This is a genomic window from uncultured Microbacterium sp., assembly GCF_947488465.1.
In the GTDB taxonomy this organism is placed as follows: Bacteria; Actinomycetota; Actinomycetes; order Actinomycetales; family Microbacteriaceae; genus Microbacterium.
The window spans coordinates 63,216-89,527 of sequence record NZ_CANKZA010000001.1 but is presented as its reverse complement, the minus strand read 5'-3'; the positions used below and the strand labels follow the sequence as shown (position 1 = coordinate 89,527).

Here is a 26,312-nt window from a genome sequence, read left to right as displayed (position 1 = left end):
ATGATTCGGACGGATGCCGTCATCAAGCGACACGGGGGCCTCGTTGCCGTCGACGACGTCACGCTGGAGATCGGGCGCGGCCTCACGGCGATCATCGGGCCGAACGGCGCCGGCAAGTCGACCCTGCTCTCCGCGATCGGGCGGCTCATCCAGACGACGGAGGGCACGATCACGGTCGACGGTGTGGATGTCCACACCGCTGGATCGCGCGAGATCGCGCGTCGCCTGGCGATCCTCCGCCAGGACAATCATCTGGCGATCCGCTTGAGCGTCGAAGATCTCGTCGCCTACGGCCGCTTTCCGCATGGCGGATCGGGCCGCACGGCCGAAGATCGCGCCCGCATCGAGCGGGCGATCGCCCTGCTGGACCTGGGCGAGGTGCGCGGCCGGTTCCTCGATGAGCTCTCCGGCGGGCAGCGGCAACGCGCGTTCGTCGCAATGGCGATCGCACAGGACACCGATCACCTGCTCCTCGACGAGCCGCTCAACAACCTCGATCCTCGGCATGCGGTCAGCCTCATGCGACTCCTGCGGCGCGAGTGCGCCGAGCGCGACATGACGATCGTGGTCGTGCTCCACGACATCAACGTCGCGGCGCAGTTCGCCGACGACATCATCGCGATGCGCAGCGGCCGCGTCGTGCACCACGGCCCGGTCGGCTCTGTCATCACCGCGACGCAGCTCACCGCCCTCTACGACACGCCAGCCCGCGTCGAAAAGCTCGGCGAGCGCCTCGTCGTGCTGTGGGAGTGACCCCCTCGATGAATCGGAGTGACATGAACACCACCTTCCGCCTGGAGCCGCGCGGACTCGACCTCCGCTTCCGTCGCGTACGCCTCGCGGCGCGCACCTGGATCACGCCCACCTACGTACGCGTGCGCCTCGAGGGCGATGAGCTCGTCGGCTTCACCTCGCTCGGCGCCGATGACCACATCCGGGTCTTCTTCGCGGACGCCGCCGACGCATCGATCGACGACCTGCGCGCTGCGCCGAGCCGCGAGTACACGCCGCTCGCGTGGGATGCGGAGGCGGGGTGGCTCGACCTCGAGTTCGCGATCCACGGCGACGACGGCATCGCGGCCCCGTGGGCGGCACGCGCCCCGATCGGCTCGACGGCAGCGATCGGCGGACCGCGCGGTTCGAAGGTCCTCATCGGTCGTCCCGACGCGTGGCTGCTCGCGGGAGACGAGACGGCGATCCCCGCGATCCGCAGATTCGTCGCGCAGATGGATGCCGCGGCATCCGGCCGGGTCATCATCGAGGGCATGCATGCCGTGCCGCTCGAGACGCCCCCCGGCATAGAGGTCTCCTTCGTCCATCGCAGTTCCGCCGCGCCGGGTTCGGCGCTCGCCGAACACCTGGACGCGCTGACGGCTGGCGACCGGCCGCCGGGTGCGGTGCTGGGTTTCATCGCCGCCGAGCAGGCCATCGTGAAGCCGGGCCGCGCGCTGCTCCTGGACCGCTGGGCGTTGGCGCCGGACCAGGTGATCATCAAGGGCTACTGGAAGCACGGCGAGACCGAGTACCACGCCCCGCACTGAACGCCCCGATCCTTCTCCGGCATCCCTGTCTCCGGCATCCACTCGCACGAACTCCGCAGAATGTCGCCTCCTCCGCACGCGCAAGCGCTTTCGGATGCGGAGATCGCAACATTCTGCGGAGATCGTCATGCCGAGTCGGCCGCATGGCCCCGCTCAGGCGGCGATCCTTGCGCTCGCGGTCAGCTCGCGCGGATGAGATCCCGATAGAACCCGATCCCGCGCAGCCACACCTCGACCCGAATGCGTTCGTTGTGCGCGTGGAGGGCATCGCGCTCGGCGCGTGTGAGATGGAAAGGCGTGAACCGGTAAACGTGCGCGCTGATCGGCGTGAACCAGCGGCTGTCGCTCGCACCGAGCTGAATGTACGGCGTCGTGACGATGTCCTCGCCGAGAGCCGAGGCCACCGCCGTCGCGATGCGGCGCCAGGGCTCGCCCTGCCAGGGCGAGACCGGCGACGGATCGGATCCGTGCCGCACCTCGACCTCGATGGCAGGGTCCGCCACGGCACGTCGGATGTGCGCCTCGGCCGACGCGACGGTGTCGCCGGTGAGGAGCCGGATGTTGATCGACGCGCGCGCTGTCGTCGCCAGGACGTTCTCGCCGGGGGCGCCGGACAGCTCGGTCGTGACGGCGGTTGTCCGCACGAGCGCGTTCATCTCGGGCCCGAGCCTCGGGAAGACGCCCGCGAGCAGCGGCCCGGTGAGAGCCAGATGACCGAAGACCCAGCGCAACGGCCCGTGCGTGTGCGGAGCGAGGGTCGCGAAGAGGGCTCGCACGGGCGGCGCGATGCGAGTGGGGAACGGATGCCGGTGTACGCGGTCGATGGCCCGGGCTAGACGGACGGTCGCCGGCGTCGCCGGCGGGGTCGAGGCATGCCCACCCGCCTCGCGCGCCGTGAGATGCACCGTCATGACGCCGCGCTCGGCGACGCCGACCATCGCCGTGGGCACGGTGACTCCGGGAACGACGCCGTCCACGACCGCCCCGCCTTCGTCGAGGACGAGCCCGGGCCTGATGCCACGGGACTGCAGCGCCCGGACGATCTCCTGCGCGCCCTCGCCGGCGGTCTCTTCGTTGTGCCCGAACGAGAGATAGATATCGCGGGCGGGCGTATGGCCACTCTCGACGAGGTGTTCGACGGCTTCCAGGATCGCGACGAGTGACCCTTTGTCGTCGATCGCGCCGCGCGCGTGGATCTCGGCATCCTCCCCCGCCCCGATGATCTCGGCGGCGAAGGGTGGATGCGTCCATTCCTCCGGGGCGACCGGAACGACATCCAGATGGGCCATCAACACGAGCGGGTCGGCTGGGGTCGCCCCGGCCCAGTGGTAGAGCACGGAGTGCCCGGCGATGACCTCGCGGTCCAGCGTCGCGTGTGTCTGCGGGTACAGCCGGATGAGCGCGGCAAGGAACTCATCGAAGCGTGCCCAGTCGATGTCGACTTCATCGGCATGCGACACCGTCGGGATGCGCAGCAACTCGCGGAAGCGCTCCAGCGCGGCGTCGGCGGGGAGGTCACGGTATTCGGTCACCGTCCGAGCCTACGCACAAGGTGCGCCCCGTCGGGCGCTCCCCAAACCGTGTATCGCGTACAGGAACATTGGTCCGAAAGCTCCGTTTCCACCCGGTTTCTCCGGTACTCGGCGGAATCTTCCTGTACGCGGCACGCACCGCCGGCGAGCCGCACGCCGATAGGCTCGAGGCATGACTGGACTGCGCTGGGGAATCCTTGCTCCGGGTGGCATCGCCCACGCTTTCGCGAAGGACCTGCGCACGGCGGACCTCGACCTGGTTGCCGTCGGCTCCCGCCGCCCTGACGCCGCGGCAGCCTTCGCGGCCGAGTTCCAGATCCCGCGCGCTCACGGCTCCTACGAAGACCTGGTCGCCGATCCCGAGATCGACATCATCTATGTCGCCTCACCGCACAGCCATCACCGGGAGCACGCGCTGCTCGCGCTGAGCGCCGGCAAGCACGTCCTGATCGAGAAGCCCGTGACGTTGGATGCCGGTGAAGCCGCCGAAATCCAGGATCTCGCGCGCTCGAAGGGTCTGCTGGCCATGGAGGCCATGTGGACGCGCTACCTGCCGCACATGATCCGGATCCGTGAACTCGTCGCCGACGGCACCCTCGGAGACGTGCGTGCCGTCATCGCGGACCACACACAGAGCCTGCCGACCGATCCGACGCACCGACTCAACGCCCTGGAACTCGGCGGCGGCGCGTTGCTCGATCTCGGCGTCTATCCCGTGTCGTTCGCGTGGGACATCCTCGGCCCGATGGACGAGATCCGCGCGGTCGGACGTCTCGCCGAGACCGGCGCCGACACCGAAGCCGTCATCTCCAGCACCCACACGGCCGGCGGGGTGTCGTCGCTCATCACCTCGTCACGCGCTGCGGGCCCCAACATCGCCCACATCGTGGGCACCCGCGCGCGCATCGACATCGACACGGTCTGGTACACGCCGACGTCCTTCCGTGTGACCGCGACCGATGGCACCGTCCTCGAGGAGTACGTCTCCGAGGTCCCCGGCCGCGGCATGCAGTTCCAAGCCCTCGCTGCCGAGGAAATCATCGCGGCGGGCCGCACCGACAGCGACCTGCTGCCGTTCGGCGAATCCGTCGCGATCATGCGCGCGCTCGACTCGATCCGTGCCCAGCTGGGCGTGGCCTACCCCCAGGAGCGATGACATGCCCGATCCGCAGAATCCCCGTGTCGCGGTGTATCTCGATTTCGACAACATCGTGATGAGTTGGTACGACCGCGTCCATGGCCGCAATGCCTACGCCGGCGACCGGCAGAAGATCATCGCCGACCCCGATGAGCCCACAATTGCCCAGCGCCTGAAGGACGCGACGATCGACGTCGGCGCGATCATCGACTACGCGGCATCGTTCGGCACCCTTGTGCTCACCCGCGCGTACGCCGACTGGTCGTCGCCGGTCAACGCGTTCTACCGGTCGCAGCTCGTCGCGCGCGCCGTCGATCTGGTCCAGCTCTTCCCCGCCGCCGCCTACGCGAAGAACGGCGCCGACATCCGTCTCGCCGTCGACACGGTCGAGGACATGTTCCGTCTTCCCGACCTGACACACGTCGTGATCGTCGCCGGTGACAGCGATTACGTGCCGCTCGCGCAACGCTGCAAGCGACTCGGCCGGATCGTCGTCGGTGTCGGGGTGGCCGGGTCGACCGCGAAGTCGCTCGCCGCTGCGTGCGATCAGTTCGACTCCTACGACTCCCTTCCCGGCGTCGTGCCGCCTCCGGCAACGCAGGCTGCGCAGAAGAAGGCGGATGCCGGGTCTTCCTCGTCGTCGCGCCGCCGCAAGCCCGCGGAAGACCCGGCATCGGAGCTCCTGAGCCGCGCGCTCAAGCTCGAACAGGTGCGCACCGACGACGAGTGGTTGCACCTCTCTGCGGTGAAGAACCTGCTCAAGCGCATGGATCCGTCCTTCAGTGAGAAGGCGCTCGGGCACCGCTCGTTCTCCGACTTCGTGAAGGCCTATCCCACGGTCGCCGACATCGACGAGACGACGAACATCGTCCGCGTCCGCCTGCATCCCACGGAAACGCCCGTCGCCTGATCTCTGTGCGCCCGCGCACACGCGGTGTGCGCATCTGAACCTTGTACCTGAATCACATTTCAGGTAGCGTCGCTGATCGACACTCCCCCGGGTGCCGTCCCGCGCTCTACAAGGAGGTATCAGCGCATGGCCACAGCGCCCGCATCCGACGAAAAGGTCTCCAGCCTTCGTCGCGTCGTCACCGCATCCATGGCCGGCACCGTCGTCGAATGGTATGAGTTCTTCCTCTATGCCACGGCCGCGACGCTCGTCTTCGGTCCGATCATGTTTCTCGGCTACCAGGTCACCTCGATCTTCGCAGGCTCGCTCGCACCGATCATCGCGACCGCGATCCTGTCGGCGACGGGATCGTGGGTCGGCGTCGCGTTCTATCTCGCCGCTGCCGCCGCCATCACGCTCGTCGCGGTGATCTCGCTCCGCGAGACCAAGGGGATCTCGCTCCACGAGATCGACCGGGTCGACCGCGAGCGCCTCAAAGCCGAGACCGAATCGGTGCGGGTGCCCGCCGGGCGCTGAGCGCACGTCATGAACAACGAAGGGGTGGATGCCGCAGCATCCACCCCTTCGTCGTTCTTCAGTCGCGGGTGGACCAGAGGGCCCACGCCACGAGCAGCGGTTGGAACGCCAATCGCGCCCACCGGGCCGCGTCACTGTCGAGGCCGAACGCCGGGCGCTTACCCACGGCCTGCGCGATGTTCCCCGGGAAGATCGCGACAAAGAAGGCCGCGAGGATCGCCCCGATCCGACCTCGCTCCTTCGGGAGGACGACGAGGGCCGCGCCGAGCATCATCTCCACAGCGCCGGAGGCCACCACGACCCCGTCCTTATCGATCGGGAGAACGTCGGTCACGAGGTCCGGCACCTGCGCCTGGAACTCCTTCCGCGCCCAGAAAAGATGGGACAGGCCCGCGAAGACCATGCCCCCCGCCAGCATCCATCGCGCCACGCTCCGCATACGGCCAGTATGCCTGCACTGGGTAGGGTGAAGGGGTGAGCGATGGAGCACGACCGGCGATCCAACGACTTCCGGACGGAACGGTCAAGCAGATCGGACCGCTGACCGGAACCCGTGTGTGGACGGTTCCCGGCCGCGCGAACCGCCCGATCGCCGCCCCTCGGGACGAAATCCTCCCGCTCGGTCGCGGCGAGCACCGCCGGCTGTGTGCGTTCTGCGAAGACCGATATCTGGAAACCACCCCCGAGAAAGCACGTCTCGTCGGCGACGACTTCACTCTGCTCCGCCACGTTCCTGCGGCCGAGCTCGATCACACCGTGGCGGAGTTCCGACGCTTCGGCAACCTCTTCGAGATCGTCTCGGCCGAGTATTGGCGCGAGAACCACGGGTTCCGGCAGCCGTCATCGCTGTTCGAGTGGGCGCAGGAGTATCTGTCGACGGCGGAGGGTCGCGCGCACATCGAGGCACTCGCCGACATCCGCGCGAACTCGAGTGGCATCCAGCATCCGTCACTCGAAGAAGCGGCACTCGATCTGTTGGGCGGGTCGCACGACGTCATCGTCGCGCGGCGTCACGTCGTCGACGGTGCCCACAGCGACGATCAGCTCGCTTCGGCCGGCACCCTCACTCCCGACGAACACGCTGCCTACACGGCGTTCACCGTCCGATCGCTCGCCGAAATCCAGCAGGCGCAACCGAACGCGGCGTATGTCACCGTCTTCCAGAATTGGCTCCGCCCCGCGGGCGCCTCGTTCGAGCATCTGCACAAGCAGCTCGTCGCGATCGATGAACACGGACCCCAGGTCGATCACGAGCTCCGGTTGCTCTCGGCCGATCGACTGCTCTACCAGCACGAGATCGCCGATCTCGCCGTCGAAGAACGGCTGATCGTGGCCGCCACCGACGGCGCGGTGGCGTTCGCGGGCGTCGGGCACCGCTACCCGGCGCTCGAGGTCTTTTCGACATCCACTGCGAACCTCCCTCAGGACCACTCGGATGGCGGCGTCCGCGCCGTCTCCGACCTCGTCCACGCGCTCCACGCGGCCACCGGTGTGCACGTGCCGACGAACGAAGAGTGGCACTATCGCCCTCCCGGCGCACCGTGGCCCATGCCGTGGCGCGTCGTGCTGAAGTGGCGGATCTCCACGCCCGCCGGCTTCGAGGGCGGGACGAAGATCTACGTGAACACGATCGATCCGTGGGAGTTGCGCCGGCGCACCGCGGAGACCCTGCTCGAGTTGCGGGCGGCCGGCAGGCTCGCTCCCGGCATCCGCATCGGCGACGAATGCACGCCTGACGATGCGCGCCTGCGCTATGCCGACACGGGTTCGGAGTGAGCTTCCCGTTCGACGCGCTGCGCCGTCGTCCTGACATCGAAGCGCCCGGTCTCGTTGCGACAGATGCCGCGGACCGGCTGCTGCTGGACGAGTCCGCCGCGGCGCGTGCGGACGGCGATGCCGGCACGGTCGTCGTGATCGGCGACGGATACGGCGCGCTCACCCTCGCCGCCATCCACGACGGCGCCACCGCGGTGCGCGTGCATCAAGATGCCTTGACCGGAGAGCGCGCTCTCGCCGCCAACGCTGCCGACCTCGCTGTGTCGGGGTTCCATTCGCTCCCGCTGAGCGCCGACCTCGTCCGCGGGGCGAGGATCGTGCTGCTCCGCCTGCCGCGCTCCCTCGAGCAGCTGCGGGATGTCGCCGGCCTGATCGCCGCACATGCAGAACCGGACGTGCAGGTGTTCGCGGGCGGACGGCTCAAACATATGACGCGCGCGATGAACGAGGTGCTCGGCGAGTTCTTCGACACGGTCGACGTGACGCATGCGCGCCAGAAGTCCCGCGTGCTGATCGCGCGCGGCCCGCACGACGGGCGCGACCCGGTGCCCGCCACCGCCGCGATCGATGCGCTCACCGTCTGCGCTTACGGCGGTGCGTTCGCCGGTCCGCGCCTCGACATCGGCACCCGGTTCCTCCTCCGCCATCTCCCCGGCACTCCCCCGGGCGGAACTGCGGACGATCCGTGGATCGACCTCGCTTGCGGCACGGGGCTCATCGCCGCTCACCTCGCCCGCACGCATCCGGGCGCTCACATTCTCGCGACGGACCAGTCGGCCGTCGCGATCGCTTCCGCCGCGGCCACCTTCCGGGCGAACGGCGTCGACGGGCAGGTCGCGGTCCACCGCGACGACGCGCTCTCGGCGCGCGCGGATGCCTCGGCATCCTTCATCGTCCTCAACCCCCCGTTCCACAGCGGCGCCGCGGTCACCGGTCAGGTCGCGCCGCACCTGTTCGCCGATGCGGCCCGGGTGCTGCGGCCCGGCGGCGAGCTCTGGTGCGTGTGGAATTCCGCGCTCGGCTATCGGCCGACGCTCGAGCGACTCGTGGGCCCGACCCGCCAGATCGCCCGCGACGCCAAATTCACGGTGACGGTGTCCACCCGGCGCTGACCCCGCCGATCCGCGCTCGCCGCGCGCGCCAGCGCCAGCCTCGCGCGCGGGGCGCGCGCCAGAATCGGACATATGTCACGGATTCGGATCATTCCACACTCCGGCGTCCCGAATCCGGCGACATTCTCCGAATCCCGTCACGTCATCCGAAGCCCGCGACATCTCCCACCTCTGGGCACGTGCAGCCGCCGCGCCGTACCGCGCCGTACCGTATTCAGTCTGGGCGCTAGGAGAACGCGGTGCCGCCCGCGGAATCACAGGAATCCACCCGCGCCGCCATCGCGCACAGACTGAATACGGACCGGGTCGGAGAGGCGAGATGGCGGCGGCGCGAGGCGGCGGCGGCGCGAGGCGGCGGCGGCGAGAGGCGAGGCGGCGGCGGCGAGAGGCGAGGCCGCGGCGGCGAGAGGCGAGGCCGCGGCGGCGAGAGACGAGGCGGCGGATGATGGTGCGACCGCGGGGACGGATGCCGGCACGCCGCCATGCCGGCGAGAAAACCGGGCGCGCGTGAGAGTCAGACGGGCGACGGTCAGGCCCGTGCGGTAGACCAGAGCGCCCAGACGACGAGGATGGGCTGCAGGAACAGGCGCGCGAGCCGTCTCGCGTCGGTGTCGAGTCCGGGTGCCGATGCACCGGTGCGCCACTGGTGCACGTTGCCGGGAAACACCGCGACGAACAGTGCCGCGACGGCGATGCCGACCCGGCGCCGCTCGCGCGGCAGGGCGATCAACGCCGCGCCGAGCCCGAGTTCGACGACCCCCGAGGCCACCACGATCGTATCTTTGTCCGTGCGCAGCGCGCGCGGGGCCCAGTCGGGTACGACGATGCGGAATCCGCGACGCATCGGCCCCAGGTGCGCCGCACCGGCGACGAGGAGCACAGCGGCCAGCGCGAAGCGAGCGAGGAGGCGGATCATTCCGCCACCCTACTTCCGCCGGGAGGTCCGATCAGCAGCAAAATCACAAAGAGCGTCGCGACCGCGCCCGCGATCAGGAGCGCGAGCACCCACGGACGGCGAAGGAACCAGACCAACAGCCCGTCGTACCAGCGCGTGTCGGCGGGCGCGGCGACAGTCGGCCACTCGCCGGCGAGCAGCCCGCGGCGTTGCAGCCACAGCTCCACGGGAACGGTGGCGTAGGGGATGATCGCGGCGACGAGCGCGAGAAGCGTCGGTCCCAGTCGCCAGCGGTTGTTGAGTGCCACGAGGATCGCCGTCGCCGCATACGACAGGAACACGAACCCGTGCATGCCGCCTCCGATCGTCACGGCGATGTTCCATCCGAGCGTCGCGCGCAGGATGAGGCCGGTGATCAGCAGTGTCCACGACACCACTTCAGCGATCGCGAGGGTGCGGAAGAGGGCGTGCGGGGTACGGAACATTCCTTCAGTCTATGTGAAGGTTAGACGATCCCCGCACGGATACCGTCGAGAGACTGCGCGACCTTCGGTAGACGCTCAGCCAGCGCCCCGTCGAGTTGCGCGAGCCGGTCTTTCGCATCGCGCAGGACCTGCACACCGCGCGCAGTGACGTTGAGGTCACTGGCCGCACCGGCGTGGGACGTGGCATCCTCGACCAGTCCGTCATCTACGAGCGTGCGCACGGCCGTATGCGCCGACTGCACCGTGATGTGCGAGCGGCGGGCGAGCTCCGAGAAGGAGATCCCGGGCTCTGCGTAGATATGGCCAAGGAGTGCGAACTTGCGGGTGGAAATGCCGAGGTCCTTCAGCACCACCGAGAGTTGTCCCTCCCACATCGCCGAGACCGCGAGCAACGCGATCACCGGACTGAAGCGCGGCGCGTCAGCGGATGCGGGATTCTCTGCCACGACACCGATTCTAGAAGGCCGCGCCGCTGCGTGGCCGGAGGTCGGCCGTGCGAATTGTCACGGCGAGCCGCTGATGGTCGCAGAGGCGGACAGCCCTACCGTGGGAGCGTGGACGAAGACCAACCCCCGCGCACTCTCGAACCATCGACCGATACCGCCGTCTGCGTGGTCCTCGGCTACGACTGAGCTCCCACGCGGGAGCGGCGAGCACCGGGTGCCGGTACGTGGATCTAGAGTCAACGAGATAGATGTTCACCTGGCGAAGATCACCGCCCACGGCGGGGCCCTCGTCGCTGCGTCGGTGTTGACCGACTGGGGTCACCACACCGCGTTCTTCGCAGATCCAGAGGGCAACATCCGCTCTCTCTTCGCCGTCGCCGCGGGCTGAATCACCCACGCACGGCGAAGACCTCCGGCACCGCTCGAGATGAGCGCGAAGCCGGAGGCCTTTCGACATCCGATACGCCGCAGGAAGTCCGCGGTTCTCAGAAATCCCAGTCGTCGTCTTCGGTGGCTTCCGCCTTGCCGATGACGTAGCTGGAACCCGATCCCGAGAAGAAGTCGTGGTTCTCATCCGCGTTGGGTGAGAGCGCCGACAGGATCGCCGGATTCACGTTCGTCACGGTCGCCGGGAACATCGCCTCGTAGCCGAGGTTCATGAGCGCCTTGTTCGCGTTGTAGTGCAAGAACTTCTTGACGTCCTCGGTGAGACCGACACCGTCGTAGAGATCCTGCGTGTACTGCACTTCGTTGTCGTAGAGCTCGTACAGCAACGAGAACGTGTAGTCCTTGAGTTCATCACGCTCGGCCTGCGTGACCTTCTCGAGGCCCTTTTGGAACTTGTACCCGATGTAGTACCCGTGCACGGCCTCATCGCGGATGATGAGGCGGATGAGGTCGGCCGTGTTCGTGAGCTTCGCTCGCGACGACCAGTGCATCGGCAGGTAGAAGCCCGAGTAGAACAGGAAGCTCTCCAGCAGGGTCGAGGCGACCTTGCGCTTGAGCGGCTCGTCGCCCCGGTAATAGTCCATGACGATCTGAGCCTTCTTCTGAAGGTTCGGATTCTCCACCGACCAGCGGAACGCCTCGTCGATCTCCTTCGTCGACGCAAGCGTCGAGAAGATCGAGGAGTAGCTCTTCGCGTGCACCGACTCCATGAAGGCGATGTTCGTGTAGACGGCTTCTTCGTGCGGGGTGATCGCGTCGGGGATGAGCGAGACCGCCCCGACGGTGCCCTGGATCGTGTCGAGCAGCGTGAGCCCGGTGAACACGCGCATCGTGAGCAGCTGCTCGTCGGGCGTCAGCGTGTTCCACGACTGGATGTCGTTGCTGAGCGGCACCTTCTCGGGCAGCCAGAAGTTGTTCACCAGACGGTTCCAGACCTCGAGGTCTTTGTCGTCCTCGATGCGGTTCCAGTTGATGGCCTGCACGTTCGTCAGGAGCTTGAGCGGTTCGGGAGTCATATCAGTTCCAGATTCGAGTCGTCGGACGCGGGGTCACAGCATGCACGAGACGCACTCGCTCATGTCCGTGCCCTCGAGCGCCATCTGCCGCAGGCGGATGTAGTAGATCGTCTTGATGCCCTTGCGCCACGCGTAGATCTGCGCCTTGTTGATGTCGCGCGTGGTGGCGGTGTCCTTGAAGAACAGCGTCAGCGAGAGGCCCTGGTCGACGTGCTGCGTCGCCGCGGCGTACGTGTCGATGACCTTCTCGTAGCCGATCTCATACGCGTCCTGGTAGTACTCCAGGTTGTCGTTCGTCATGAACGCGGCCGGGTAGTAGACGCGGCCGAGCTTGCCTTCCTTGCGGATCTCGATCTTCGAGGCGATCGGGTGGATCGACGACGTCGAGTTGTTGATGTACGAGATCGACCCCGTCGGCGGCACGGCCTGCAGGTTCTGGTTGTAGATACCGTGCTGCTGGATGGATGCCTTCAGCGCCGTCCAGTCCTCCTGCGTCGGGATGTGCTTGCCGGCGAAGAGCTCTGCGACCTTCTCGGTCTCGGGAACCCAGGCGCGCTCGATGTACTTGTCGAAGAACGCCCCACTTGCGTAGGTCGAGTCCTCGAACCCGTCGAAGGCTTCACCCTTCTCGATGGCCAGGTTGTTCGATGCACGCAGCGCGTGGAAGAGCACCGTGTAGAAGTAGATGTTCGTGAAGTCGATGCCTTCTTCGGAGCCGTAGTGCACGTGCTCGCGCGCGAGGTAACCGTGCAGGTTCATCTGACCGAGGCCGATCGCGTGCGAGCGGTCGTTGCCGTCCTCGATCGAGCGAACCGACGCGATGTGGCTCTGCTCGCTGACGGCGCTGAGGGCGCGGATGGCGGTCTCGACCGTCTGGCCGAGGTCATCGGCATCCATCGACAACGCGATGTTCATCGACCCGAGGTTGCAGGAGATGTCCTTACCGATCTCCTTGTACGAGAGGTCCTCGTTGTAGGTCGTCGGCGTGTTCACCTGCAGGATCTCGCTGCAGAGGTTCGACATGTTGATGCGACCCTTGATCGGGTTCGCCTTGTTCACCGTGTCTTCGAACATGATGTACGGGTAGCCGGATTCGAACTGGATCTCGGCGATCGTCTGGAAGAACTCGCGGGCGTTGATCTTGGTCTTCTTGATGCGTGCGTCGTCGACCATCTCGCGATACTTCTCGGTGACCGAGATGTCGCCGAATGGCACTCCGTAGACCTTCTCGACGTCGTACGGGGAGAACAGGTACATGTCCTCGCCGTTCTTCGCCAGCTCGAACGTGATGTCCGGCACGACGACACCCAGCGACAGCGTCTTGATGCGGATCTTCTCGTCGGCGTTCTCACGCTTCGTGTCGAGGAATCGCATGATGTCGGGGTGATGGGCGTTCAGGTACACCGCTCCGGCACCCTGACGCGCGCCGAGCTGGTTAGCGTAGCTGAAGCTGTCCTCGAGGAGCTTCATGACCGGGATGATTCCCGAGGACTGGTTTTCGATCTGCTTGATCGGCGCACCCGATTCGCGGATGTTCGAGAGCAGCAGCGCGACACCCCCGCCGCGCTTGCTCAGCTGCAGCGACGAGTTGATTCCGCGCGAAATCGACTCCATGTTGTCTTCGATGCGCAGCAGGAAGCACGAGACGAGCTCACCGCGCTGCGCCTTGCCCGAGTTGAGGAACGTCGGCGTCGCGGGCTGGAAGCGGCCGGAGATGATCTCCTCGACGAGATCGTGCGCGAGCTTCTCGTCGCCGTCTGCGAGACCGAGCGCGGTCATCACGACGCGGTCTTCGAAACGCTCGAGGTAGCGCTTGCCGTCGAAGGTCTTCAGCGTGTAGCTCGTGTAGTACTTGAACGCGCCGAGGAACGTCTCGAAGCGGAATTTCTTCCCGTAGGCGAAGTCGTTGAGCTTCTGGATGAACTCGAGGGAGTACTTCTCGAGCACAGCGCCCTCGTAGTACTCCTTCTCCACGAGGTAGTCCAGGCGCTCCTTGAGCGAGTGGAAGAACACCGTGTTCTGGTTGACGTGCTGGAGGAAGTACTCCCGCGCGGCGCGCTTGTCGGCGTCGAACTGGATCTTCCCGTCTTCGCCGTACAGGTTCAACATCGCGTTGAGGGCGTGGTAGTCCATCCCGTCGAATCGCGCGTCGTTCTTGACAATCGCCTCGGTCACTGCAGCTTCCACCATCGTTCCAATCCGTCGCCCACGCGGGTGACGTCCTCTGGCGTGCCGAAAAGTTCTAGTCGATACAAGTGCGGCACGGAGCACTTGCGACTGATGATGTCGCCGGCGAGACAGAACGCCTCGCCGAAGTTGGTGTTGCCCGCCGAGATCACTCCGCGGATGTTCTTCCGGTGTCCCTCATCGTTGAGGAAGCGGATGACTTGCTTGGGTACAGCACCCTTTTCCTCTCCGCGTCCCTGCCCGCCCCCGTACGTGGGGGTGACGAGCACGTAGGGCTCATCGACCACCGCGGCCGGGTCGGACGGCAGGAGCGGAATGCGCACGGCGCGAAGACCCAGCTTCTCGACGAAGCGTGCCGTATTCCCCGAAATGCTCGAAAAGTAGACGAGCAACGGAGCGCGCGTCGCTGTCAGCATGTCCGCTCTCCTGCCGTCGTTGATCGAGCGTCGTCACACGGGACGTCAGGCCAAGCGGCTGGCGAGCTCGTCGATCTTGTCGGGACGGAAGCCCGACCAGTGACCCTCGTCGGTGACGACGACGGGTGCCTGCAGATAGCCGAGCGACTTCACGTGCTCGAGCGCCGCCGGGTCTTCCGACAGGTCGAGGATGTCGTATTCGATGCCCTTCGAGTCGAGTGCGCGGTAGGTCGCGTTGCACTGCACGCATGAAGGCTTCGTGTAAACCGTGATCGCCATGTTCTCTGTTTTCTCCCCTGAAATCGTCCCGTGGGTGGTACCCGTGAGGTGCCGGTGACCGGCAAACCTCCACCGGGAGTCCAATACTACATATGGGTACGGACATTGGATAGCACCACAAGGGGTAGTAGTTACATCCGTGTAGTTTTGCACCGTTCTCAACAGGTACAACACATGTTGTCCACCGTTTCATCCACAACAGCGCCCCTTTTCTTCGCATCGGAAAACGCCTGAATCACGCGCATTTCGTGCGCGGCTCCGGCATCCATCCACAGACCGCACGCTACGCCGGGCCACCGACATCACTTCCCCTGTGGAAACACGGGTGGGCGTGTCGTCGGCGTGTCGGCCGGCGCCGCGCGAGCGGTAGCGTGGAGAGGTGGCGGGATACCGGGAATTGCTGCGCGTGCCGGGCGTGGCACGCATCATTGCGGCGCAACTGACGGCGCGGTTCCCCAACGGCATGACCAGCCTGGCGATCCTGTTGCACGTCGAACAGACGACCGGTTCCTACGGCGCCGCGGGTCTCGTGCTTGCCGCGGCGTCGATCGGGCAGGCAACCAGCGGACCAGTGACGAGCCGCTGGATGGGTATCTGGGGCATCCGTCGCGTCCTGACCCTGACCACCGCCGTGTGCGCGGCCGCGATCCTCGTCCTGGCCCTCGTGCCGATGGAGGTTGCGGGATACATGTTCTTCGGCCTGCTCGCGGGCCTGTCGACGCCCCCGGTACAGTCCGCTGTCCGCACGATCTACCCGAAGCTCGTGAACTCGCGCCAGCTCACCCCGCTGTTCTCACTCGACGCGAGCCTGCAGGAGATCATCTGGATCCTCGCGCCCGTCGTCATCACCGTGGTGGCGACCCAGGTCGGCACGGTGCCCGGACTCCTGCTGATCGTCGTGATCCTCCTCGGCGGCGGCGCGTGGTTCATCCTCTCCCCCGAGGTGGGTCGGGTACGCATCCCGCGCAGTCGCCGCGCATTCGGAAAGGTCCTCCGCAGTCCCGTGGTGCTCCTGGCCACCGTTACCGGCTTCCTTCTGATCGGCGCGTGCGCGGCGGTCGAGGCCGGCGTCGTCGCGACGTTCGGCCACGGAGGCCTCGAGGCGGGCCTGGTTCTGGCCGTCTTCGCCATCGGCAGCCTCGCCGGCGGCCTCGCTTTCGGGCACGTGCCGATCGGGCCCTGGTCGATGGCCCGCCGGTTCGGTGCGGTGACGCTCGGCCTCGTGCTGACGGTGTTCGCGGTGATCGACATCACCGACACCACCGCGTGGTGGGTCTCGGCGTCTCTCCTCGTCGCCGGTGTCGGCATCGCCCCGGCGCTGGCGATGATGTTCGCGATGACCTCGGCGAGCGTCAGATTCAGCGACACCGCCGAGGCCTACGGCTGGATCGGTACGGGGCAGCTGATCGGCGCGGCTCTCGGTTCGGCGATCGCCGGCTTCTTGATCGACGGCGTCGGCCCCGCCGGCGCATACTGGGCGGCCGCCGCCTTCGCCATTGCCGGCGTCATCGTCTCGGCCGTGTTCGTCGGGGGCTTCCCCGACCTCCGTGGCCGCGACGTCAGCCCGATCCCCGATACCGCGCCGGTCGACGTCATCACCTGACCGCACGCTCGTACGCTGGATCCATGCCTGCACCCGTCACGCTCCCGACGCTCTCCTGGGGATCTCCGCATGCCCGCCAGCATGCGCTGCTGATCCACGGTCTCGGCTCGAACGGCGCGCTCATGTGGCGCTACGGGGTCGCGTTGGCGGATGCCGGCTGGCAGGCGCAGGCCGTCGATCTGCGCGGTCACGGGCTCGCGCCGCGCGCGCTCGACTACTCGATCGCCGCCTATGCCGCCGATGTCGTCCATACCGGTGCACCGGACGGCGAACCGTGGGATCTCGTCATCGGACACTCGCTGGGCGGTGCCGCCGCGACGCTCGCGAGCGCGGACGTGCCGGCCTGGACGCGCCGGCTCGTTCTGATCGATCCGGCCGTCCACCTGGCCGACCGTGACCGACAGGTGGTCCGCAACAGCCAGCGGCGCGCGTTCGCCGATCCGACTGAAGATGCCGTGCGCGCGGAGCACCCGGACTGGCATCCGCACGACATCGAACTCAAGGCACTGTCGGCCCGGCAGGCGAGCCGCTGGGCCGTCGAACAGACCAGCATCCAGAACACGCCGTGGGACGTGCGGGCGGCCGCGGCGAGGCTCACCGTGCCCACCCACATCATCGCGAGCGACCCGAAGGTCTACTCGATCTTCACCGGGGCACTGGCAGACGACGTGCGGCAGAATCCGGTCGTGACGATGTCGATCGTCGCCGGCGCCGGACATTCACCGCACCGCGACAAGCCGGAGGACACCCTCGCGCACCTGCGCGCGGCGCTGCGCTGACCCGGCTCAGGCGATCCGACGGAGCACGTGCAGGAGCGCGAGCGCATATGCATCCTCCGGTTGGGGATGCTCGAACGCCCTCCGCTCCCCCGCGAACACGATCTCGACGCGGTGCGAATCGTCCGTGCGCTCGAGGAGCCGGAACGCGCCGCGCAGCAGTTCACGCAGCTGATCCTCCCGCGTCAACCACAGGGCGTCACCCTGAGCGACGGAATCCAGGGCCCACTCGGTCGTGCCGTTGAAGGCGAGGATCGCTCCCGTCGGATACTCGCGCGGCTCGATCGTCATCTCACTCACGGTGAAGACATCGGCCTCGAACTCCGGCTCATCCAGCTGAAACCGATCTCCGGAGGTGGGCCGCCACACGAGCCCCGCGTCGCGCAGGGCGAGGGCCAAATCGGTGGAGATCATCCCTCCATCCTGCCCCGTCCCGCGCCGACAGGGGCAGGATGGGATCGTGAGCTCATTCGACCCGACCCTCCTGCTCCCCGACGACCTCCTCGAGCGCATCCGTTCTCGCGCGACGGCCGTGGATGCCGAGAACCGGTTCCCGGGGGAAGACCTCGCCGAGCTCCGCGACGCCGGATATCTCGCGATCCTCGTTCCCACGGCGCTCGGTGGAGCAGGCCTGGGACTCGCCGAGGCTGCCATCCTGCAGCAGCGCCTGGCATCCGCGGCGCCATCCACCGCTCTCGCGATCAACATGCACCTCGTGTGGACGGGTGTCGCCCAGGTGCTCGCCGACCGCGGGATCGACGATCTGCGATTCGTGCAGGAGGGCGCCGCCGCCGGTGAGGTGTTCGCGTTCGGGATCAGCGAGGCGGGCAACGACCTGGTGCTTTTCGGCAGCGACACGACCGCCGTGCCGCAAGAAGACGGCGGCTACGCGTTCACCGGCACGAAGATCTTCACCTCGCTCGGTCCCGTCTGGACGCACCTGGGGCTCCACGGTCTCGACACCACGGATCCGGACGATCCGCAGCTGATCTACGCGTTCGTGCCGCGGACGGACGCCGTCCACACCCGCGACGACTGGGACACGCTCGGGATGCGGGGTACCCAGTCGCGCACGACCGAACTGCGCGGGGCCGTAGCCCCGGCGGACCGGGTCGTCCGCCGGGTCGCTCCCGGTCCGAACCCCGATCCGATCGTCTTCGGCATCTTCAGCGTCTTCGAGGTCCTGCTGGCCTCGGTCTACACCGGGATCGCGCGCCGCGCGCTCGATCTCGCGGTCGAGACCGCGAAACATCGCAGTTCGAAAAAGACCGGCAAGCCCTACAGCGACGACCCCGACATCCGCTGGCGCATCGCCGAGATGGCCCTCGCCTACGACGGCCTTCTCCCCCAGATCGACGGCCTCGCGCGCGACGTCGACGCGCAGGCCGATCACGGCGCCCTCTGGTTCGCGAAGCTCTCCGGGCTCAAGCATCGCGCGGTCGTCGCGGCCAAGCAGATCGTCGACGAGGCGATGCTGGTCACCGGCGGATCGTCCTACTTCACCCGCTCCGAGCTCAGCCGCTTGTACCGCGACGTGCTGGCCGGGATGTTCCACCCGTCCGACCCCGAGTCGGCGCACGCGACAGTCGCCTCGGCGTGGCTCGGTCCCGTCAGCAGCTGAACCTCAGCGGGTCTCGAGATCGTAGGCCTTGAGCAGCTCCGCGATTGCCCGCTCGCGATCCTCGCCGCCCTCGGCGAACATGTGCGCCACGTGCGTGCGCAGGTGATTCTCGAGGAGGAGCTTGTCGAGCGACGCGAGTGCCTTCTGGATCGCCCGGGACTGGGCGATGATGTCCATGCAGTAGTCCTCGTTTTCGATCATCTTCGCAAGTCCACGCACCTGTCCCTCCAGGATGCTGGTGCGGTGCCGGGCGCGCTTCTTGATGTCGTCGATCACGCCCGCCAGAATACGCGCCGGGAGCGCCGCGCGCTCCGGGGCGGTGCGCGTGACACCATAGCCTGATGGCCCGCACCCCGACTGAGCTCCTCAGCCCCGCAGATCAGGAGCGTCGCCGAGCCCTCCACGTGATGAAGGGCGTCGCGCTCGGTGCACTGATCCTCATGGCGGTCGTGTTCGTGATCGCTTTCGTGCTGCAGGAGCAGTACCCGTGGATGGCGTACGTGCGCGCAGCCGCGGAGGGCGGCATGGTCGGTGCCCTCGCGGACTGGTTCGCCGTGACGGCGCTCTTCCGGCATCCGCTCGGCATTCCGATCCCGCACACCGCGATCATCCCGCGGCGCAAGGACGAGATCGGCCGGAGCCTGGGTGAGTTCGTCGAGACCAACTTCCTCGAGGGTTCGGTCGTCCGCGCCAAACTCGAGTCGACCGGGATCGCCGCGAAGGCGGGCGAGTGGCTGCGCGATCCCGCGCACGCCGAGACCGTCGCACGCGAAGCATCGGCGATGGCCTCGGGCGTCCTCACGGCTCTGAGCGACGACGAAGTGCAGGACCTCATCGCCGACCTCGCTCGCGAACATCTCCTGAGCCCCTCGTGGGCCGAAGCGCTCGGCGGATGGCTCGAGCGAGTGGTGGATGCCGATGCCCACCGCGGCGCCGTCGACCTCGGAATCGACTCGATCTCGACGTGGCTGACCGCCAACCGCGACTCCTTCAGCGGACTGGTCTCGCGGCGTCTGCCCTCGTGGGTGCCCTCCGTCGCGATGCGCCTCGTCGATGACACCGTCTACAACGAAGCCGTGAAGTTCGCCGCCGCCGTTCAGGCCGACCCGCACCACCCTGCACGGATCGCGATCGACGCGTACCTCACTCGCCTCGCCGGCAACCTGCAGCACGATCCCGCGACGATCGCACGCCTGGAAGACGCGAAGATCGCCGTGTTCGACAGCCCCCGCGTGCAGGCCCTCGCCGCCGAAGCCTGGAACACGGCGAAAGCGGGACTCCTGCGCTCCCTCGACGATCCGGACAGCGCCCTGCGCCGCCGGGTCACCGCGGCACTCGGCGAAGTCGGTTCGCGCTTGTCGACCGACACCGCCCTCCAGCACCGCGTCGACAAACGCGTCGCCGACGCCGCCGTCTTCCTCGTCGATCGCTACCGCCACGACATCGCGTCGATCATCACCGACACGGTCGAGAAGTGGGATCCCGCCGAGACGACCGAGAAGATCGAGCTCATGGTCGGACGCGACCTTCAGTACATCCGATTGAACGGCACGATCGTCGGCGCTCTCGCTGGACTCGCGATCTTCTCGATCGCCCACGCACTACTGGGCTGACGCGCGCGGCGCGAGTAGCCTGGGGTCGTGAGCGAGGGACCGGACGACCAGCTGTTGTTCACCTACGGCACGCTCCAATTCGCCGAGGTGCAACTCGACACGTTCGGACGGATCGTCGCGGGCGAGAGCGATACCTTGCCCGGCTACACGATCGACTACACCGAAATCACCGATCAGCGCGTCGTCGATGTGTCGGGGCTCTCGGTTCACCCCGTCATCCGGCACACCGGCAACCCCGTCGACAAGGTGGTCGGCAAGGTCTTGCACGTCACGCTCGATGAGATCGACGCCGCCGACGAGTACGAGGTGCAGCTGTACCGCCGCGAGCGCGTGATGCTCGGCAGCGGCCGGGCGGCCTGGGTGTACGTCGGCTGATGGCGTTCTCCCACGACGCCCTCTGGCCGCGCGCCGGCGACTGGCCCGATCCGTCCGATGAGGCGATGGATGCCGTGCTCCTCGGCGCGCCCGCGTTCCGGACGTCCCTGTCGCCGACCGGCGCGCACGCGCAGGGAGCGGATGCCGGCGGACTCGTCACGCTCGACGCCCACTTCGATCTGCGCGACGGTGTTTCCAACGGCTCCCCCGTGCGGCGGCTCGTCGAAGACGGGCTCGATCCGCGACGGATCGTGCAGGTCGCCATCGCGGATTTCGCCAATTCCGCCGCGTACGCCCGGCGCGCCGCGGATCTCGGCATCACGGTCATCACGATCGACGACGTCCGCCGCCGCGGGCTCCCCGATGTCGCCGCCGAGGCGCTCGCGGTCGCCGGGGCCGGAGAGGGCGGCATCCATCTCGACATCGACGTGGACGTGTGCGATCGCTCCGTCGCTCCGGGATGCCCGGCATCCGTGCCCGGCGGTCTGCAGGCGTGGGAACTCCGCACTCTCGTCCGCACGGTGTCGAGCGATGCGCGCGTGCGCAGTGCCGACATCGTCGAGGTCGATGCGACGGCCGATGCTCCCGACGGCCGGACGGTGCGCCTCGCCGCGCTGTGCGTGCTGGAACTTCTCGCGGGAGTCCACACCCGAAAGGCGACGACATGACGACCCTCATCCTGGTGCGGCACGCGAAAAGCGACTGGGGCACCCCGGAGCTGGACGACCACGATCGCCCGCTGAACCCGCGCGGACTGCGCGATGCCCCCGCGATGGCGGAGCGGCTCGCGGCGACCGGAATCACGATCGACGCGATCCTCGCCTCGACGGCCCTGCGCGCACGGACGACGGCCGGCTTCTTCGGCGCACGGTTCGAGCTCGACCCCGAGTTGTCGCCCGACCTCTACGGCTCGTCACCGAAGACACTGTTGGCCGCCGCCGCCGGGCGCGGAGCCGCATCGGTGATGATCGTCGCGCACGATCCGGGGATGACCATGCTGGCGGCCGGACTGTCGGACGGCGGCATCGGCCACATGCCGACGTGCGCGGTCGCGACCTTCCGGTGGGAGACGCCCGAGTGGGACGTCGCGACGGCGATCGACCCGGATGCCTGGTCTTTCGACGCCCCCGGGCGCTGAGCCCGTTCAGCCCAGCGCGATCCCGTCCTTGTAGACCGCCCGAACGAGAGGCACGCCCTTCGCGCAGGCGCCCGCCGGTGACCTGCGCTGGCGGGACCCTGCGCCCGCCACCGATCTCGACGGCGTGACGGATGCCGTCATCTTCGGCCCCGCGTGCCCCCAGCAGCTGAACCCCGCTGACCCGCTCGGCCGAGCAGATCTCCGAGCGCATGCAGAGCCGCTGGACCGCGTTCGCCCACGGTCTCGCGCCCGATGTCGACGGCGCGCCCGCGTGGGACCGGTACGAAGCGGGTCGCACCGACGGGGCGACGAGGTCCTGACCTTCCGCTGAGCGCACCGTTAACGCAGAAGTGCCCCCGCAAGCGGGGGCACTTCTGCGTTGGTGGACCTAAGGAGATTCGAACTCCTGACCTCCTCGATGCGAACGAGGCGCGCTACCAACTGCGCCATAGGCCCGTGAACCTCCGTCAGGTTATCACGCCGCCGGGGGCTCCCCGAACTCGGCTCACTGACCCGACGCGCGGCGCTCGAGCAGTTGCCGCACGTGTGCTTCGATCGCGTCATCTCCGGCCGCGGCGCCCCCGGCGAACTCGTCGACGCGTGCCGCTCGTGCGGCATCCAACGACGTGGGGCGCGCGCGTTCGGCACGCGCACGCATGGCTTCTTCGAGGGCAGCGCGACGAAGCGCCGCGCGCGCGTCGGCCTGATCGAGCACAGCGGCCGCGCGTGATCCCGCCGAAGCGGTCAGCGGCCGGGGCAGTTCACGCGGCGTCCAGGCCACACGGTCGGTCGCCAGCGCGACATCTTGCACATCGCCCGCAATGCGCGGTGTCATCGCGACGACCTCACGCTGCACGGTGCGGCGCTGAACGGTGGCCATGCGCTGCAGCATGAGCACCGCGGCACTGGCAACGGCGACCGACGACCACAGCAGAAGCTGCGACCCGGTGAGGATCAGATCCACGGCACCCCAGACGGCGAGTGCGACGGCGACCAGACCGACGATCGTGGCTGCGAGCCGGGCGCGACGACGTGCGCGCGCGCGGCGGACGGCGGGGATGGCCGCGGCGGCAGCTGCCTCGGCGGCCGCGCGCTCGCGGGCGAGGGCGGCATCCATCCGCGCCTGCGCGCGTTCGACGGCCAACTCGGCTTTCGCGTTCTCGAGTTGCGCGTGCTCGCGCTCGGACTGCATGCGCCGGGCGAGGCGCTGCTGAGCGAGCGCCGTGCGGGCGTTGAGTTCGAGCTGCACCTCGCGGGGCGTTTCGCTCGTTTCGGCGAGCACTCGAAGCGCCTGACTCAGGCGCACGGCATTGCGTTCGGCTGCGTTGTACTGATGACGACCATTCCACGACGGCAACAGATAGACGAGCCACAGCACGACCGCGACGAGGACGACCACGCCGCCTCCGAGAACCTGCCCACCCATGGGGACCACGCTAGGTCCCGATGCCCGCGACACACGGTCATCCGACCGCGTGTCTGAAGTTCGACTCGAAGGTGAAGGTCACACCGTCAGATGGGCAGGCGATCCGCCGGGGGGATGGCCGCGGCATTCGCCGGAACCAGGCCCGAGATCCATCGCTCGAGCACACCGTCGGGGACGTCCTCGCGCACGAGGGCGAACACGTAGTGGTCGCGCCAATCACCGGCGATGTGGATGTACCGGCGGCGAAGCCCCTCGTACCGGAACCCCAACTTCTCGACGACGCGCAGGCTCGCGACGTTCTCGGGGCGGATGCAGATCTCCATCCGGTGCAGCCGCATCTCGCGGAAACACAGGTCGGTGGCCAGCGCGACGCTCGTGGGCGTGATGCCGAGGCCCGCGAACCGCTCACTGACCCAATAGCCGATCGTCGCCGACGCCAGAGAGCCGCGTGCGATCCCCCACACGTTCAGTTGCCCGGTGATCTCGCCGTTGTATTCCATGACGAGCGGAATCCCGCCACCGTCGCGGTACTGCTGCAAGAGGCGACGGATGCCGGAACGCATGTCGAAGGACACCGGTCCGTCCGGGCTCGTCGCCTCCCACGGGCGCAACCATCCGCGGTTGCTGAGCAACTCGTTCTGGATGATGCGGGCATCGCGCTGCTTCACGAGCCGAATCGAGATCGGTCCGTGTTGCCGAGGTCCCGTCAGATCCACGGTCGTTCCCCTCGGCGAGGCGACGTCAGAGCTGCGCCGCGAAGTCCTTCAGCCAGGGGCGCAGGTCGGGGCCGAGGTCGGTACGGTCCGCAGCCAACTGCACGATGGCCTTGATGTAGTCAACCCTATCGCCGGTGTCGTAGCGGCGACCGCGGAACACGACGCCGAGCACGCCGTCGGTCGTGGCCAGCTCCTGGAGCGCGTCGGTCAGCTGGATCTCGCCGCCCTTTCCGGGTTCGGTGCGCTCGAGAATCTCGAACACGCCCGGAGTGAGGACGTACCGGCCGATGACGGCGTAGTTCGACGGCGCGTCTTCTTTATTGGGTTTCTCCACGAGACCCGTGACCCGCACGACATCCGGGTCATCCGTCGGCTCGACCGCGGCGGCGCCGTACATGTGGATCTGCTCCGGATCGACCTCCATGAGCGCGACGACCGTGAGGCCGGATGCCGCGTTCTCGGCGAGCATCTTCGGTAGCAGCGGGTCGCGCTCGTCAATCAGGTCGTCGCCGAGCAGGACGGCGAACGTGGAATCGCCGACGTGGTGGCGAGCGCGAAGCACCGCGTGACCGAGCCCCTTGGGCTCGCCCTGGCGGACGTAGTGGATGTCGGCAAGATCGTTGGAGTGCACGACACGGTCGAGCTTCTCCTGATCGCCCTTCTTGACGAGGTTCGACTCGAGCTCCGGCATGGAGTCGAAGTGGTTCGAGATGTTGTTCTTGTTGCGCCCGAGAATGATGAGGACATCATCGATCCCGGCAGCGACCGCTTCTTCGACGACGTACTGGATGGCTGGCTTGTCGACGACGGGGAGCATTTCCTTCGGCATCGCCTTGGTCGCCGGAAGGAATCGGGTGCCGAGCCCCGCAGCGGGGATGACGGCCTTGATCGGAGTGCGGCTCATGAGTACACCCTAGCCAGCGCATGTGACAACGACGTATCCGGGACGAAACAGGTGGCCACATGTTCGCCGCCTAGAATCGGACCATGACGGACGGCATCGACGACGCGAAGCGGGCGCTCCGCGCCGATCTGCGCGAACGCCGACAGCTCCGCTCCGAAGCCGCCCACGAGACGGCCGCGGCGGGCGTGAAAGCGCAACTCGACGCCCTCGTCGACGCGCTCGGCGCACGGTCGCTGTCGTGTTTCCTGTCGTCGCCCACCGAGCCCGGCACCCAGGAGTTCATCCGCGGCGCGGTCGCGCGCGGCATCCGGGTGCTCTTGCCCATCACCCGCGTCGACGGGTTACTCGACTGGGCGGTCGCCGACCCGGACGGTGAGATTGCAGAAGGTCTCTTCGGGATGCCGGAACCAACCGGTGAGGTGCTGAGCCCGCTGGCGGTGAACGACGTCGATCTCCTCGTAATTCCTGCCGCGGCGGTCGACCGGACCGGCATGCGACTCGGCTGGGGACGCGGCTACTTCGACAAGACCCTCGGGTCGATGGAGCACTGCCCGCCCGTCTACGCCGTGATCTTCGACTCCGAACTCGTCGATGACGTGCCCCGCGACCTGCACGACCAGCCCGTCACGGGTGTCGTCACCCCCACTCGTACTGTCACCCTCGCGCCGCACCGGCGCTGAACTCACCGAGGACCCATGCCTACCTACGCCTATGCCTGCACGCACTGCGGCCACCGCTTCGACGCTGTCCAGTCGTTCTCCGACGCCGCGCTGACCGAATGCCCCGAGTGCGGCGGCGCACTGCGCAAGCAGTATGGCTCGATCGGCGTCACCTTCAACGGCGGAGGTTTTTACCGCACCGATTCGCGCGCAGCCGCCTCGAGCTCCGCGGACGCGTCCGGTGGCGCGGCCACGACTTCTCCGACATCATCAAAGACCGAGGCGAAATCCTCACCCGTATAATCGGGACCGCACGGCGACTCGCCGTCTCACAGAAAGGTCATTGACATGATCCAGGGCTTCAAAGACTTCATCATGCGCGGCAACGTCATCGACCTCGCGGTCGCTGTTGTCATCGGCGCGGCGTTCACCGCCGTCGTCAATGCGATCGTCGCCGCCCTCATCACTCCGCTGATCTCGCTCGTCTGGGCGGCCGACGAAGAAACCGGCGCGGTCGGACCGACGGTCCAGGGCCTGTACGGCCCGGTCACCTTCCCGATCGGTGGGCTCGTCAACGCGGTCATCAGCTTCCTCGCGGTCGCACTGGTCGTCTACCTCGTGTTCGTCGTTCCGATGAACCACTTCAAGGAGCGTCAGGCTGCCAAGGCGGGCGTCGTCGAGCCCGAAGAGGACAAGCTCCCCACCGAGCAGGAACTCCTCGTGCAGATCCGCGACCTGCTCGGCAAGAACACCGCCGCCAACTGAGCGCGTTTCCACTCCCGGTC

General features: G+C 67.6%; 31 protein-coding genes, 1 tRNA gene and 2 pseudogenes. 18 read left to right on the top strand and 16 right to left on the bottom strand.

Features of this window, described 5'->3' with window-relative positions; all coding sequences use genetic code 11:
- On the top strand, positions 1 to 753 hold the full coding sequence (locus Q0653_RS00455) for an ATP-binding cassette domain-containing protein (RefSeq protein WP_298941784.1): 753 nt from the start codon (positions 1 to 3) through the stop codon (positions 751 to 753).
- A gap of 23 nt (positions 754 to 776) precedes the next feature.
- Positions 777 to 1,541 (top strand): siderophore-interacting protein, encoded by a 765-nt coding sequence (locus tag Q0653_RS00450; RefSeq protein ID WP_298941782.1) that lies wholly within the window; start codon positions 777 to 779, stop codon positions 1,539 to 1,541.
- 179 nt (positions 1,542 to 1,720) lie between these two features.
- Here the strand turns inward: Q0653_RS00450 and Q0653_RS00445 are convergent, their stop codons facing one another.
- Complete coding sequence (locus Q0653_RS00445) at positions 1,721 to 3,073, bottom strand: M20/M25/M40 family metallo-hydrolase (protein ID WP_298941780.1); 1,353 nt, start codon at positions 3,071 to 3,073, stop codon at positions 1,721 to 1,723.
- Between the two features lie 172 nt (positions 3,074 to 3,245).
- Between Q0653_RS00445 and Q0653_RS00440 the strand changes: the two genes are divergently transcribed.
- From Q0653_RS00440 to Q0653_RS00430, 3 genes and pseudogenes are all read left to right on the top strand, one after another.
- Positions 3,246 to 4,229 (top strand): Gfo/Idh/MocA family oxidoreductase, encoded by a 984-nt coding sequence (locus Q0653_RS00440; protein ID WP_298941778.1) that lies wholly within the window; start codon positions 3,246 to 3,248, stop codon positions 4,227 to 4,229.
- A gap of 1 nt (position 4,230) precedes the next feature.
- On the top strand, positions 4,231 to 5,121 hold the full coding sequence (locus Q0653_RS00435) for an NYN domain-containing protein (RefSeq protein WP_298743846.1): 891 nt from the start codon (positions 4,231 to 4,233) through the stop codon (positions 5,119 to 5,121).
- Between the two features lie 270 nt (positions 5,122 to 5,391).
- Positions 5,392 to 5,637 (top strand): annotated as a pseudogene (locus Q0653_RS00430) (MFS transporter); the annotation flags it as partial.
- A gap of 58 nt (positions 5,638 to 5,695) precedes the next feature.
- Here the strand turns inward: Q0653_RS00430 and Q0653_RS00425 are convergent.
- Entirely contained in the window at positions 5,696 to 6,076 is a 381-nt protein-coding gene (locus Q0653_RS00425) for a hypothetical protein (RefSeq protein ID WP_298743848.1), read from the bottom strand.
- A 35-nt stretch (positions 6,077 to 6,111) separates the two neighbouring features.
- Here Q0653_RS00425 and Q0653_RS00420 point away from each other — a divergent pair, with 35 nt between their 5' ends.
- Both Q0653_RS00420 and Q0653_RS00415 read left to right on the top strand, forming a co-directional pair.
- A complete protein-coding gene (locus tag Q0653_RS00420) occupies positions 6,112 to 7,413 on the top strand; it encodes a DUF4921 family protein (protein ID WP_298941775.1) in 1,302 nt (433 codons plus the stop codon).
- Positions 7,410 to 8,525 carry a methyltransferase gene (locus tag Q0653_RS00415; RefSeq protein ID WP_298941772.1) on the top strand — a complete coding sequence of 372 codons (1,116 nt, stop codon included), beginning with the start codon at positions 7,410 to 7,412 and terminating at the stop codon, positions 8,523 to 8,525. Before Q0653_RS00420 ends, Q0653_RS00415 begins: the two co-directional genes overlap by 4 nt.
- Before the next feature lie 254 nt (positions 8,526 to 8,779).
- On the opposite strand, the gene Q0653_RS00410 is transcribed toward Q0653_RS00415, so the two are convergent.
- From Q0653_RS00410 to nrdH, 8 genes are all read right to left on the bottom strand, one after another.
- Positions 8,780 to 9,001 carry a hypothetical protein gene (locus Q0653_RS00410; RefSeq protein ID WP_298941770.1) on the bottom strand — a complete coding sequence of 74 codons (222 nt, stop codon included), beginning with the start codon at positions 8,999 to 9,001 and terminating at the stop codon, positions 8,780 to 8,782.
- A 53-nt stretch (positions 9,002 to 9,054) separates the two neighbouring features.
- Positions 9,055 to 9,441 carry a hypothetical protein gene (locus tag Q0653_RS00405; protein WP_298941768.1) on the bottom strand — a complete coding sequence of 129 codons (387 nt, stop codon included), beginning with the start codon at positions 9,439 to 9,441 and terminating at the stop codon, positions 9,055 to 9,057.
- Entirely contained in the window at positions 9,438 to 9,905 is a 468-nt protein-coding gene (locus tag Q0653_RS00400; RefSeq protein ID WP_298941766.1) for a DUF3817 domain-containing protein, read from the bottom strand. Before Q0653_RS00400 ends, Q0653_RS00405 begins: the two co-directional genes overlap by 4 nt.
- A gap of 20 nt (positions 9,906 to 9,925) precedes the next feature.
- Positions 9,926 to 10,351, bottom strand: a complete 426-nt coding sequence (locus tag Q0653_RS00395; protein WP_298743859.1) for a helix-turn-helix domain-containing protein — start codon at positions 10,349 to 10,351, stop codon at positions 9,926 to 9,928.
- A 485-nt stretch (positions 10,352 to 10,836) separates the two neighbouring features.
- Entirely contained in the window at positions 10,837 to 11,814 is a 978-nt protein-coding gene (nrdF, locus tag Q0653_RS00390) for a class 1b ribonucleoside-diphosphate reductase subunit beta (RefSeq protein WP_298743863.1), read from the bottom strand.
- Positions 11,815 to 11,847: 33 nt separating this feature from the next.
- A complete protein-coding gene (gene nrdE / locus Q0653_RS00385) occupies positions 11,848 to 14,004 on the bottom strand; it encodes a class 1b ribonucleoside-diphosphate reductase subunit alpha (RefSeq protein ID WP_298743865.1) in 2,157 nt (718 codons plus the stop codon).
- Positions 13,986 to 14,417, bottom strand: coding sequence for a class Ib ribonucleoside-diphosphate reductase assembly flavoprotein NrdI (gene nrdI / locus Q0653_RS00380; RefSeq protein ID WP_298743866.1), 432 nt, complete (start codon positions 14,415 to 14,417; stop codon positions 13,986 to 13,988). The genes nrdE and nrdI overlap by 19 nt, the downstream gene beginning before the upstream one ends.
- A 45-nt stretch (positions 14,418 to 14,462) precedes the next feature.
- On the bottom strand, positions 14,463 to 14,696 hold the full coding sequence (gene nrdH, locus Q0653_RS00375; protein WP_203189564.1) for a glutaredoxin-like protein NrdH: 234 nt from the start codon (positions 14,694 to 14,696) through the stop codon (positions 14,463 to 14,465).
- Between the two features lie 379 nt (positions 14,697 to 15,075).
- Between nrdH and Q0653_RS00370 the strand changes: the two genes are divergently transcribed.
- Positions 15,076 to 16,299 (top strand): MFS transporter, encoded by a 1,224-nt coding sequence (locus tag Q0653_RS00370; protein WP_298743869.1) that lies wholly within the window; start codon positions 15,076 to 15,078, stop codon positions 16,297 to 16,299.
- A gap of 23 nt (positions 16,300 to 16,322) precedes the next feature.
- Positions 16,323 to 17,078 carry an alpha/beta hydrolase gene (locus Q0653_RS00365; protein WP_298743870.1) on the top strand — a complete coding sequence of 252 codons (756 nt, stop codon included), beginning with the start codon at positions 16,323 to 16,325 and terminating at the stop codon, positions 17,076 to 17,078.
- Positions 17,079 to 17,084: 6 nt separating this feature from the next.
- On the opposite strand, the gene Q0653_RS00360 is transcribed toward Q0653_RS00365, so the two are convergent.
- On the bottom strand, positions 17,085 to 17,489 hold the full coding sequence (locus Q0653_RS00360; RefSeq protein WP_298941762.1) for a pilus assembly protein CpaE: 405 nt from the start codon (positions 17,487 to 17,489) through the stop codon (positions 17,085 to 17,087).
- Between the two features lie 46 nt (positions 17,490 to 17,535).
- Between Q0653_RS00360 and Q0653_RS00355 the strand changes: the two genes are divergently transcribed.
- The gene (locus Q0653_RS00355) at positions 17,536 to 18,696 is read left to right on the top strand and encodes an acyl-CoA dehydrogenase family protein (RefSeq protein WP_298941761.1); all 1,161 of its coding nucleotides are present in this window, start codon (positions 17,536 to 17,538) and stop codon (positions 18,694 to 18,696) included.
- Positions 18,697 to 18,699: 3 nt separating this feature from the next.
- Here the strand turns inward: Q0653_RS00355 and Q0653_RS00350 are convergent, their stop codons facing one another.
- Positions 18,700 to 18,972 carry a metal-sensing transcriptional repressor gene (locus tag Q0653_RS00350; RefSeq protein ID WP_298941760.1) on the bottom strand — a complete coding sequence of 91 codons (273 nt, stop codon included), beginning with the start codon at positions 18,970 to 18,972 and terminating at the stop codon, positions 18,700 to 18,702.
- A 65-nt stretch (positions 18,973 to 19,037) separates the two neighbouring features.
- Between Q0653_RS00350 and Q0653_RS00345 the strand changes: the two genes are divergently transcribed.
- From Q0653_RS00345 to Q0653_RS00325, 5 genes and pseudogenes are all read left to right on the top strand, one after another.
- Complete coding sequence (locus Q0653_RS00345; protein WP_298941758.1) at positions 19,038 to 20,309, top strand: DUF445 family protein; 1,272 nt, start codon at positions 19,038 to 19,040, stop codon at positions 20,307 to 20,309.
- 27 nt (positions 20,310 to 20,336) lie between these two features.
- On the top strand, positions 20,337 to 20,684 hold the full coding sequence (locus tag Q0653_RS00340; protein ID WP_298941756.1) for a gamma-glutamylcyclotransferase family protein: 348 nt from the start codon (positions 20,337 to 20,339) through the stop codon (positions 20,682 to 20,684).
- Positions 20,685 to 20,749: 65 nt separating this feature from the next.
- The gene (locus Q0653_RS00335; RefSeq protein WP_298943061.1) at positions 20,750 to 21,352 is read left to right on the top strand and encodes an arginase family protein; all 603 of its coding nucleotides are present in this window, start codon (positions 20,750 to 20,752) and stop codon (positions 21,350 to 21,352) included.
- The gene (locus Q0653_RS00330; RefSeq protein ID WP_298743880.1) at positions 21,349 to 21,822 is read left to right on the top strand and encodes a histidine phosphatase family protein; all 474 of its coding nucleotides are present in this window, start codon (positions 21,349 to 21,351) and stop codon (positions 21,820 to 21,822) included. The genes Q0653_RS00335 and Q0653_RS00330 overlap by 4 nt, the downstream gene beginning before the upstream one ends.
- A gap of 61 nt (positions 21,823 to 21,883) precedes the next feature.
- A pseudogene (locus Q0653_RS00325) lies at positions 21,884 to 22,153 on the top strand (hypothetical protein); the annotation flags it as partial.
- A gap of 49 nt (positions 22,154 to 22,202) precedes the next feature.
- Here the strand turns inward: Q0653_RS00325 and Q0653_RS00320 are convergent.
- From Q0653_RS00320 to galU, 4 genes are all read right to left on the bottom strand, one after another.
- Positions 22,203 to 22,278 (bottom strand) — tRNA-Ala (locus tag Q0653_RS00320).
- 49 nt (positions 22,279 to 22,327) lie between these two features.
- On the bottom strand, positions 22,328 to 23,248 hold the full coding sequence (locus Q0653_RS00315; protein ID WP_298941754.1) for a large exoprotein: 921 nt from the start codon (positions 23,246 to 23,248) through the stop codon (positions 22,328 to 22,330).
- An 86-nt stretch (positions 23,249 to 23,334) separates the two neighbouring features.
- Positions 23,335 to 23,964, bottom strand: a complete 630-nt coding sequence (locus Q0653_RS00310; protein WP_298743883.1) for a GNAT family protein — start codon at positions 23,962 to 23,964, stop codon at positions 23,335 to 23,337.
- A gap of 25 nt (positions 23,965 to 23,989) precedes the next feature.
- Positions 23,990 to 24,868: a UTP--glucose-1-phosphate uridylyltransferase GalU gene (gene galU, locus Q0653_RS00305; RefSeq protein ID WP_298941751.1), complete on the bottom strand. Its 879-nt coding sequence runs from the start codon at positions 24,866 to 24,868 to the stop codon at positions 23,990 to 23,992.
- Between the two features lie 83 nt (positions 24,869 to 24,951).
- Here galU and Q0653_RS00300 point away from each other — a divergent pair, with 83 nt between their 5' ends.
- From Q0653_RS00300 to mscL, 3 genes are read left to right on the top strand one after another with little or no spacing between them, the layout of a single operon-like run.
- Positions 24,952 to 25,548: a 5-formyltetrahydrofolate cyclo-ligase gene (locus Q0653_RS00300; protein ID WP_298743886.1), complete on the top strand. Its 597-nt coding sequence runs from the start codon at positions 24,952 to 24,954 to the stop codon at positions 25,546 to 25,548.
- Between the two features lie 15 nt (positions 25,549 to 25,563).
- A complete protein-coding gene (locus tag Q0653_RS00295) occupies positions 25,564 to 25,830 on the top strand; it encodes an FmdB family zinc ribbon protein (RefSeq protein ID WP_298743888.1) in 267 nt (88 codons plus the stop codon).
- A gap of 45 nt (positions 25,831 to 25,875) precedes the next feature.
- Positions 25,876 to 26,292 carry a large conductance mechanosensitive channel protein MscL gene (mscL, locus tag Q0653_RS00290; RefSeq protein ID WP_298743890.1) on the top strand — a complete coding sequence of 139 codons (417 nt, stop codon included), beginning with the start codon at positions 25,876 to 25,878 and terminating at the stop codon, positions 26,290 to 26,292.
- Positions 26,293 to 26,312 lie beyond the last annotated feature (20 nt).

Coding starts and splice junctions, on each gene's coding strand:
- Q0653_RS00455 (WP_298941784.1), top strand. CDS start 1: ATGATTCGGACGGATGCCGTCATCAAGCGACACGGGGGCCTCGTTGCC.
- Q0653_RS00450 (WP_298941782.1), top strand. CDS start 777: ATGAACACCACCTTCCGCCTGGAGCCGCGCGGACTCGACCTCCGCTTC.
- Q0653_RS00440 (WP_298941778.1), top strand. CDS start 3,246: ATGACTGGACTGCGCTGGGGAATCCTTGCTCCGGGTGGCATCGCCCAC.
- Q0653_RS00435 (WP_298743846.1), top strand. CDS start 4,231: ATGCCCGATCCGCAGAATCCCCGTGTCGCGGTGTATCTCGATTTCGAC.
- Q0653_RS00425 (WP_298743848.1), bottom strand. CDS start 6,076: ATGCGGAGCGTGGCGCGATGGATGCTGGCGGGGGGCATGGTCTTCGCG.
- Q0653_RS00405 (WP_298941768.1), bottom strand. CDS start 9,441: ATGATCCGCCTCCTCGCTCGCTTCGCGCTGGCCGCTGTGCTCCTCGTC.
- Q0653_RS00400 (WP_298941766.1), bottom strand. CDS start 9,905: ATGTTCCGTACCCCGCACGCCCTCTTCCGCACCCTCGCGATCGCTGAA.
- nrdF (WP_298743863.1), bottom strand. CDS start 11,814: ATGACTCCCGAACCGCTCAAGCTCCTGACGAACGTGCAGGCCATCAAC.
- nrdE (WP_298743865.1), bottom strand. CDS start 14,004: ATGGTGGAAGCTGCAGTGACCGAGGCGATTGTCAAGAACGACGCGCGA.
- nrdI (WP_298743866.1), bottom strand. CDS start 14,417: ATGCTGACAGCGACGCGCGCTCCGTTGCTCGTCTACTTTTCGAGCATT.
- nrdH (WP_203189564.1), bottom strand. CDS start 14,696: ATGGCGATCACGGTTTACACGAAGCCTTCATGCGTGCAGTGCAACGCG.
- Q0653_RS00365 (WP_298743870.1), top strand. CDS start 16,323: ATGCCTGCACCCGTCACGCTCCCGACGCTCTCCTGGGGATCTCCGCAT.
- Q0653_RS00360 (WP_298941762.1), bottom strand. CDS start 17,489: ATGATCTCCACCGATTTGGCCCTCGCCCTGCGCGACGCGGGGCTCGTG.
- Q0653_RS00345 (WP_298941758.1), top strand. CDS start 19,038: ATGGCCCGCACCCCGACTGAGCTCCTCAGCCCCGCAGATCAGGAGCGT.
- Q0653_RS00335 (WP_298943061.1), top strand. CDS start 20,750: ATGGATGCCGTGCTCCTCGGCGCGCCCGCGTTCCGGACGTCCCTGTCG.
- Q0653_RS00330 (WP_298743880.1), top strand. CDS start 21,349: ATGACGACCCTCATCCTGGTGCGGCACGCGAAAAGCGACTGGGGCACC.
- Q0653_RS00315 (WP_298941754.1), bottom strand. CDS start 23,248: ATGGGTGGGCAGGTTCTCGGAGGCGGCGTGGTCGTCCTCGTCGCGGTC.
- galU (WP_298941751.1), bottom strand. CDS start 24,868: ATGAGCCGCACTCCGATCAAGGCCGTCATCCCCGCTGCGGGGCTCGGC.
- Q0653_RS00300 (WP_298743886.1), top strand. CDS start 24,952: ATGACGGACGGCATCGACGACGCGAAGCGGGCGCTCCGCGCCGATCTG.
- Q0653_RS00295 (WP_298743888.1), top strand. CDS start 25,564: ATGCCTACCTACGCCTATGCCTGCACGCACTGCGGCCACCGCTTCGAC.
- mscL (WP_298743890.1), top strand. CDS start 25,876: ATGATCCAGGGCTTCAAAGACTTCATCATGCGCGGCAACGTCATCGAC.